5 protein-coding genes and 1 pseudogene are annotated in these 7003 nt (G+C 65.8%); 2 read left to right on the top strand and 4 right to left on the bottom strand.

Going from position 1 to position 7003, the window contains the following annotated elements:
• Positions 1-108 precede the first annotated feature (108 nt).
• From IRZ77_RS27340 to IRZ77_RS18310, 3 genes and pseudogenes are all read right to left on the bottom strand, one after another.
• On the bottom strand, positions 109-972 hold the full coding sequence (locus tag IRZ77_RS27340; protein WP_370290417.1) for a methyl-accepting chemotaxis protein: 864 nt from the start codon (positions 970-972) through the stop codon (positions 109-111).
• Positions 970-1497: pseudogene (locus tag IRZ77_RS27335) on the bottom strand (HAMP domain-containing protein); the annotation flags it as partial. The gene IRZ77_RS27340 and the pseudogene IRZ77_RS27335, both read right to left, overlap by 3 nt.
• 668 nt (positions 1498-2165) lie before the next feature.
• Positions 2166-3563 (bottom strand): aminotransferase-like domain-containing protein, encoded by a 1398-nt coding sequence (locus tag IRZ77_RS18310; protein ID WP_085602231.1) that lies wholly within the window; start codon positions 3561-3563, stop codon positions 2166-2168.
• Positions 3564-3788: 225 nt separating this feature from the next.
• On the opposite strand from IRZ77_RS18310, the gene IRZ77_RS18305 reads away from it, so the two are divergent.
• The gene (locus IRZ77_RS18305; RefSeq protein WP_153671211.1) at positions 3789-4964 is read left to right on the top strand and encodes an MFS transporter; all 1176 of its coding nucleotides are present in this window, start codon (positions 3789-3791) and stop codon (positions 4962-4964) included.
• Between the two features lie 59 nt (positions 4965-5023).
• Here the strand turns inward: IRZ77_RS18305 and IRZ77_RS18300 are convergent, their stop codons facing one another.
• Positions 5024-5785: an SDR family oxidoreductase gene (locus tag IRZ77_RS18300; protein ID WP_108480562.1), complete on the bottom strand. Its 762-nt coding sequence runs from the start codon at positions 5783-5785 to the stop codon at positions 5024-5026.
• A 174-nt stretch (positions 5786-5959) separates the two neighbouring features.
• Here IRZ77_RS18300 and IRZ77_RS18295 point away from each other — a divergent pair, with 174 nt between their 5' ends.
• The gene (locus IRZ77_RS18295; RefSeq protein ID WP_046615513.1) at positions 5960-6961 is read left to right on the top strand and encodes an NADP-dependent oxidoreductase; all 1002 of its coding nucleotides are present in this window, start codon (positions 5960-5962) and stop codon (positions 6959-6961) included.
• Positions 6962-7003 lie beyond the last annotated feature (42 nt).

Here is a 7003-nt window from a genome sequence, read left to right as displayed (position 1 = left end):
CGCCCGCTCCCACAGGGATATCACTGGACCTGAGGGCAATGATATCCCTGTGGGAGCGGGCGTGCCCGCGAAGAGGCCGGTACAGGCAACACAAAGCCCAAGCCCAGATCACAACCTGAAATGCCCCACCATCCCCTTCAGGTCGGTACCCAACTGCGCCAGCTCGATACTCGACCGGGCATTGTCCTGCATCGCCAACGCCGCCTGATCGGCACTGCCGCGGATCTGCGTGACGCTGCGGCTGATCTCTTCCGCCACAGAGCTCTGCTGCTCGGCCGCCGCGGCAATCTGCTGGTTCATCTGCTGGATCAATGAAACCGCCGCCGCAATGCTGCCCAGTGCGCTTTCGGTCTGCAGCGCATCGGCCACCGCCAAACGTACCAGCTCGGTACTGCCGCGAATCTGCGCCACCGACTGCTGGGCATTGCCGCGCAGGCTGGCGACCAAGGTCTCGATCTGCTCGGTAGACTGCCGGGTACGCCGCGCCAGCGCACGCACCTCATCAGCGACCACGGCAAAACCACGCCCCTGCTCGCCCGCGCGGGCGGCTTCGATAGCAGCATTCAACGCCAGCAGGTTGGTCTGCTCAGCCACGCTCTTGATCACTTCCAGCACGTCGCCAATGGTGTGGATCTCGGCACTGAGGCTGTCGATACCAGCGCTGGCCGTCTCCGCCGCCGCCGCCAGTTGCTCGATGCGCTGCATGCTCTGGCGCACCACCTGTTGCCCGGAATCCACCTTCTCATCCGCAGCCTGGGCCGCCTGCGCCGCTTCTTCGGCATTACGCGCCACATCGTGCACGGTAGCGGTCATCTGTTGCATGGCGGTGGCCACCTGCTCGGTCTCTTCCTTCTGGCTGCCCACCTCGCGGTTGGTCTGCTCGGTCACCGCCGACAGCGCCTGCGCATTGCCAGCCAGTTGCTCGATGCCCTGCTGCAAACCGCTGACAATCCCAGATAGGCCCGCCGCCATCTGCTGCATGGCCTGCATCAGCTGCCCTACTTCGTCACGGCGCGGCTCCAGGGCGTCAAAGCTCAGTTCACCGGCAGCGATGCGCTGGGCGCGTGCAATCACATGCTTGAGCGGGCCAACCACGGCGCGGGTGATCAGCCAAGCGGCCAGCACACCCACCAGCAGCGCCAATGCCGTGGCCAGGCCGATGGCCACGGCATTGCGTTGCAGTTCGCCCTGCAGGGCCTGCTCCTGCCCCACATAGGCCTGGTCGACCCGACTGGTGACTTGCTCGGCACTGGCTTGCAATTGCGCCTTCAAGCCCTGCTCGCGGGCCAACTGGTCAGTGTATTCGTTGAGTTTTTCCGAGAAGCTGCCGATGTGCCCCGCCACTTCGCCCAGCACACTCTGGTAGCCGGCATCGCTGACGGCGCCCTGCAACTGGCTGACCAGGCTGGCGGCCTCGACAGTCTGGGCGATGCGGTCCTGGCTGACGCCCTCTTCGCCCTTGCGGCTTTTTTCCAGGCGTACCCGCGCTTCGTCCATGGCCTGCAGCATCAGCCGCGACACCTGCGCCACCTGCCCGGCCTGCTCGAGGAACGCGCCGCCCTCCTGGCCCTGGGACTGCTTGAGGGTGTACACGCCGTCATCAGCCAGGCCGGCCTGCAACACATCGAGATTGTTGGCCACGCTGGATACCGACCAACTGGCCATGTCCAGCGCCAGCTCCTTGGCCTGCACCGCTTCGACAAAGGCCTCGAATGCCTGGCCATAGGCCGTCAGGTCAGTTTCCGCCGCCGCCAGCGCCGGCAGGCCACGGGCGCGTTCGGCCAGGCCCTGCAGGCCGCTGCGCAAGGCCTCGGCCTGCTTGAGGTCGGAGCGCAGGGCAAAGGCCTGCTCGTGCTGGCGCAAGCGCAGCAGGTCGGTATTGAACTGGGCCAGTTGGCGCAAGCTGTCGAAGCGCTGGCCAACACTGTGCAGCGCGGCAATGCCAATGGCCGCCACCGCCAGGGTCAGCACCAGCACCAAGGCAAAGCCCAGGCCGAGTTTGCGGGCCATGCCCAGGTTGGCCAGCACACCGTGCTTGCTCGCGCCCATGCCGATTCCCCTTCTGTGTGCGAGGTTATCCCGAAGGCCAAGGGTGGCAACGTTGCCAGCCGATGAACAAGGGCCTGACGTCAGAATAGTGTCAAATAGCTATGAGCATGTCGCTATCAGCTTGCCAGAGGTCGCCCTGCGTGCTGAAGGAAGGCCTGGGCGCGGGAGTCCTGCCCGTAGGCGACATTGATGCGCAGCCAGGCGCTGGCCGCGCCCTGGTAATCGAAGGCGCTGCCGGGGGTGAGCAGCACATCATGTTCCAGCGCCAGGCGTTCCAGGCTGGCGAAATCCCGGCCCGGCACGCAGGCCCAGACGAACATGCCGCCGTAGGGCTCGCAGAACACCTGCCAGCCCGCCTGCTCCAGCTGGCCGAGCAGCCTGGCCATGTGTTGCCCAAGGCGCACACGCAGGCGCTGCACGCTCTTGCGGTAGCTGCCGTTGGCCAGCATCTGCCCCACCACCTGCTCGGCAAAGCGCGAGGTGCCGATGCCGCTGACCATCTTCAACTCAGCCAGACGCGCCAGCAATGCCGGGTCGGCTACCAGGTAGCCGACCCGCAGCGAGCTGCTGAGGGTTTTCGAGAAGCTGGCCATGTAGATTACCCGCTGCTCGCTGTCGAGGGTGGCCAGGCGGGTTGCCGGGCCTTCCTGGAAGTCTGCGTAGATATCGTCCTCGATGATGCGCAGGTCGTGCTCGCGGGCCAACTCCAGCAGGCGGTAGGCCACCTTGGGCGTCAGACTGGTGCCGGTGGGGTTCTGGTACAGGCTGTTGGTGAAAAGGCAGCGCGGCTTGTGCGCCATCAGCAGGGCTTCGAGGGTGGCCAGGTCCGGGCCTTCGGCGGTGCGTGGCACCGGCAGCATGTGTACCTGGTGCTGGCGCAGCAGGTTGTACAAGTTGTAGTAGCCGGGGTTTTCCACCAGTACCGTGTCACCCGGGCGCAGCAGGGTGCGCACCAGCAGGTCGAGGCCGTGGCTGGCGCCGTGGGTAGTGAGGATACGTTCGGGCCCGGCGGCGATGCCCAGCTGCGCCAGGCGCTTGTGCAACTGCTGGCGAAGGCTGGCCAGGCCCAGGGGCGGGCAGTAGTCGAACAGGTCCTGTGGGTTGCCGCGGCTGACCTGGCGCACTGCCTGGGCCAGTTCGGTGGCGGCGCGCCAGCTGCTGGGTAGCCAGCCGCAGCCCAACTTGAGCAACTCGTCATGGCCCTCGCGAAACTGCCGCCAACTGCCATCGCCGGCCTCGCCCCAGGGTTGGGCGTCTTCCACGGCCAGGCCGGCTTTGCGTTCGGCGACGAAAAAGCCGGTACCGTGGCGGGCCTCCAGCCAGCCGCTGGCGACCAGGCGGTCGTAGGCTTCGATCACACACGACGCACTGACCGCCTGGCTGCGGGCCAAAGCCCGGATCGATGGCAGACGCGCGCCGGGGCGCAGGCGCTGCTGGTCGATCCAGGTTTGCAGGTGGTCGGTGAGTTGCTGCACCAGCGGGGTGGGGCTGGTGCGGTCGAGGGGCAAGTGCATGGGGCAAGTGTTCGCTGGTTTTGAGCGAACAGTTAAGCATAAAAGGGTTGCCGGTGTGTCTGGTGATGGGAATGGGCTGGCATCAGAGTGAACAGGCCCGGCCCTTTCGCGGGTGAACCCGCTCCAACAGCGATCGCACCCAACCCGAGAGCGGTGCAGTACCTGTGGGAGCGGGTTCACCCGCGAAAGGGCCGGTACAGCCACTACAGAACCAGGATCCTACCCATGCCCTCCGCCCCGGCCCGCCTGGCCTTCGCCCTCTGCCTGATCACCCTGGCCGTCAACCTGCAGGCCCCGCTGTACATCACCTACGCCGACCTTTCCGGCCAAGGCGCCGCCGCCACCGCAGTAGCCTTCTCCGGCTATGTGCTCGGCGTGCTACCCGTGCTGCTGGCCCTGGGCGGGCTGGCCGACCGGGTCGGGCGCCGGCCATTGGTGCTTGCCGCACTGGCCCTGTCGATGGTCGCCACCGTGCTGATGCTGGCGGCCCCCAACCTGCACACTCTGGGGCTGGCGCGGCTGTTCCTCGGCCTGGGCACCGGCCTGGCGTCGGCAACGGCCACCGCCTACATGGGTGAGTTGATGGGCGGCGCGGACAACACCCGCGCCGCCAATTGGGTTACCGCCAGCACCTCGCTGGGCTTTGGCCTGGGCGCGGCGCTGACCAGCCTGTTCCTGCTGCGCGGCCCCAGCCTGACCCCAGGCAGCTTCCACCTGCAACTGCTGCTGGCGGCGCTGGCCATGCTGCTGGTTTGGCGCCTGCCGGACCCACGCCCGGCACAACGCAACCCCATGCTGCGCCTGCCCTGCTACCCACGTGGCAGCGTGGCCTATGGCCTGGCCATTCTGCTGGCGTGGGCCTGCGTGGGGCTGGTGATCGCCCTGCTGCCGGGCATCCTGCGCCAGCACGGGCTTAGCGCCTGGTCGGGGTTCTCGACCTTTTGCGTGATCAGCTGCGGGTTGTTGTTCCAGCCCATGGCACGGCGCCTCAGCAGCCGTACAGCCACATTGCTGGGGCTGGTGATATTGCCGTGCAGCTATGCCGTGCTGGCCTGGGGTGCGGACAGCGGCCAGCTAGGCGCGGTATTGCTGGGTGCGGTGGCGGCCAGCAGTGCGTGCTACGGGTTTATCTACCTGGGTGGGCTGGCAGCCGTGAACCAGTTGGCCGGCAGCGAGCAGACACGGGCCAGCGCCGGGTTCTTCCTGCTGGCGTACCTGGGGTTCAGCCTGCCGGTGATCTTTACCGGGCTGCTGAGTGACCGGTTAGGGTCACAGCTGGCCTTACTGGTATTTGGTGAAGTGTTGGTGGTGGGATGTGTTGTTGTTGGGCTGGCATTGTGGTGGTCTGCCAGGGCCTCTTCGCGGGCTTGCCCGCTCCCACAGAGACATCACAGGACCTGAGGGCAGCGGGGTACCTGTGGGAGCGGGCAAGCCCGCCAAGAAGGCCACGCGGTTTCGGCTCAGATCGCCGTAGCCCCACCATCCACCGTCAGGCAATGCCCTGTGGTAAACGCCGCGCCATCACTGCACAGGTACAGCACGGCACTGGCAATTTCCTCGACCTTGCCAATGCGCCCCACCGGATGCATGGCAGCGGCAAACTCGGCCTTGCGTGGGTCGGCCTCATAGGCGCGGCGGAACATGTCGGTGTCAATCACCGCCGGGCACACCGCATTCACCCGGATACCCTTCTTGGCGTACTCGATGGCCGCCGACTTGGTCAGGCCGATCACCGCGTGCTTGGAGGCGCTGTAGATGCTCATCTTCGGCGCCGCGCCCAAACCGGCCACCGAAGCGGTATTGACGATGGCCCCACCGCCCTGGGCCATCAGCAACGGCAGCTGGTACTTCATGCATAGCCACACCCCCTTCACGTTGACGCCCATGATGGCATCGAACTCCGCCTCGCTGCCCTCGGCCAGGCGGCCCTGCTCTATCTCGATACCTGCGTTGTTGTAGGCATAGTCCAGCCGCCCATAGGCAGCGATCAGGCGCTCGTGCAGTTGGCGCACCTCGGCTTCACGGGTAACGTCGCAGGCAATGAACAGCGCCTCCCCGCCCGACGCGTGGATCAGGGCCACAGTGGCCTCGCCACCGACAGGGTCAAGGTCGGCCACCACCACTTTCAGGCCCTCCCGGGCGAAAGCCAGGGCAGTTGCCCGGCCGATGCCGGCGGCGCCGCCGGTGACCAGGGCTACCTGGCCGGAAAAGGTCATGCTCATCGCGTGCTCCAAAGCGTGCTTGGTGGGGTTCAGAGCATAGTCAGCCACCACCCGCACGGGCAGCATCATCACCCCACCGGTTGGGCTACCATGCTTGTCAGTGATGTTACGGACCTGCCTACATCAACAGGGTAGATTTGACGCCTCCCCCTTCAATGCCTACGAGGACCCGCCATGACCAACACCAACCGCCGCTTCCTGCTCGCCAAACGCCCGGTCGGCGCCGTGCGCCGTGACGACTTCAGCTTCGAGACCGTGCCCGCCGAACAACCCGGCGAAGGTCAGGTGCTGGTGCGCAACCTGTACCTGTCGCTGGACCCGGCCATGCGCGGCTGGATGAACGAAGGCAAGTCCTACATCCCGCCCGTGGCCCTGGGCCAGGTGATGCGCGCGCTGGGCGTTGGCGAAGTGGTTGCCTCCAACCACCCCAATTACAAGCCGGGCGACCATGTAAGCGGCGCCCTTGGCGTGCAGGACTATTTCACTGGCGAACCCCAGGGCCTGCACAAGATCGACCCCAGCCTGGCGCCCCTGCCCCGCTATCTGTCGGCACTGGGCATGACCGGCATGACCGCCTACTTCGCGCTGCTGGACGTCGGCCAGCCCAAGGCCGGTGACACCGTGGTCATTTCCGGCGCGGCCGGCGCGGTGGGCAGCATTGTCGGGCAAATTGCCAAGATCAAAGGCTGCCGAGTGGTCGGCATTGCAGGTGGTGCCGAGAAGTGCCAGTACCTGAAGGACGAACTGGGCTTTGACGGGGTGATCGACTACAAGGCCGAAGACGTGCTGGCCGGCCTGAAGCGCGAATGCCCCAAAGGCGTGGATGTGTACTTCGACAACGTCGGCGGCGACATCCTCGACGCCGTGCTGACCCGCATCAACTTCAAGGCACGCATCGTGATTTGCGGCGCGATCAGCCAGTACAACAACAAGGAAGCGGTGAAAGGCCCGGCCAACTACCTGTCGCTGCTGGTAAACCGCGCGCGCATGGAAGGCTTTGTGGTGATGGATTACACCAAGGACTACGGCAAGGCCGCGCTGGAGATTGCCGGGTGGCTGGCCAGTGGGCAGGTGAAGAGCAAGGAGGATGTGGTCGAAGGGCTGGAGACCTTCCCCGAGACCTTGCTGAAGCTGTTCAGTGGGGAGAACTTTGGCAAGTTGGTGCTCAAGGTTTGAGACTGAGGTAGCCAACACTGGCGTCATCGCCGAAAGCTCCTA

Origin of the sequence: Pseudomonas pudica (assembly GCF_015680405.1) — a bacterium.
GTDB lineage: Bacteria > Pseudomonadota > Gammaproteobacteria > Pseudomonadales > Pseudomonadaceae > Aquipseudomonas > Aquipseudomonas pudica.
The sequence above is the reverse complement of the archived record's forward strand: the minus strand, read 5'-3'. Positions and strand labels throughout refer to the sequence as shown.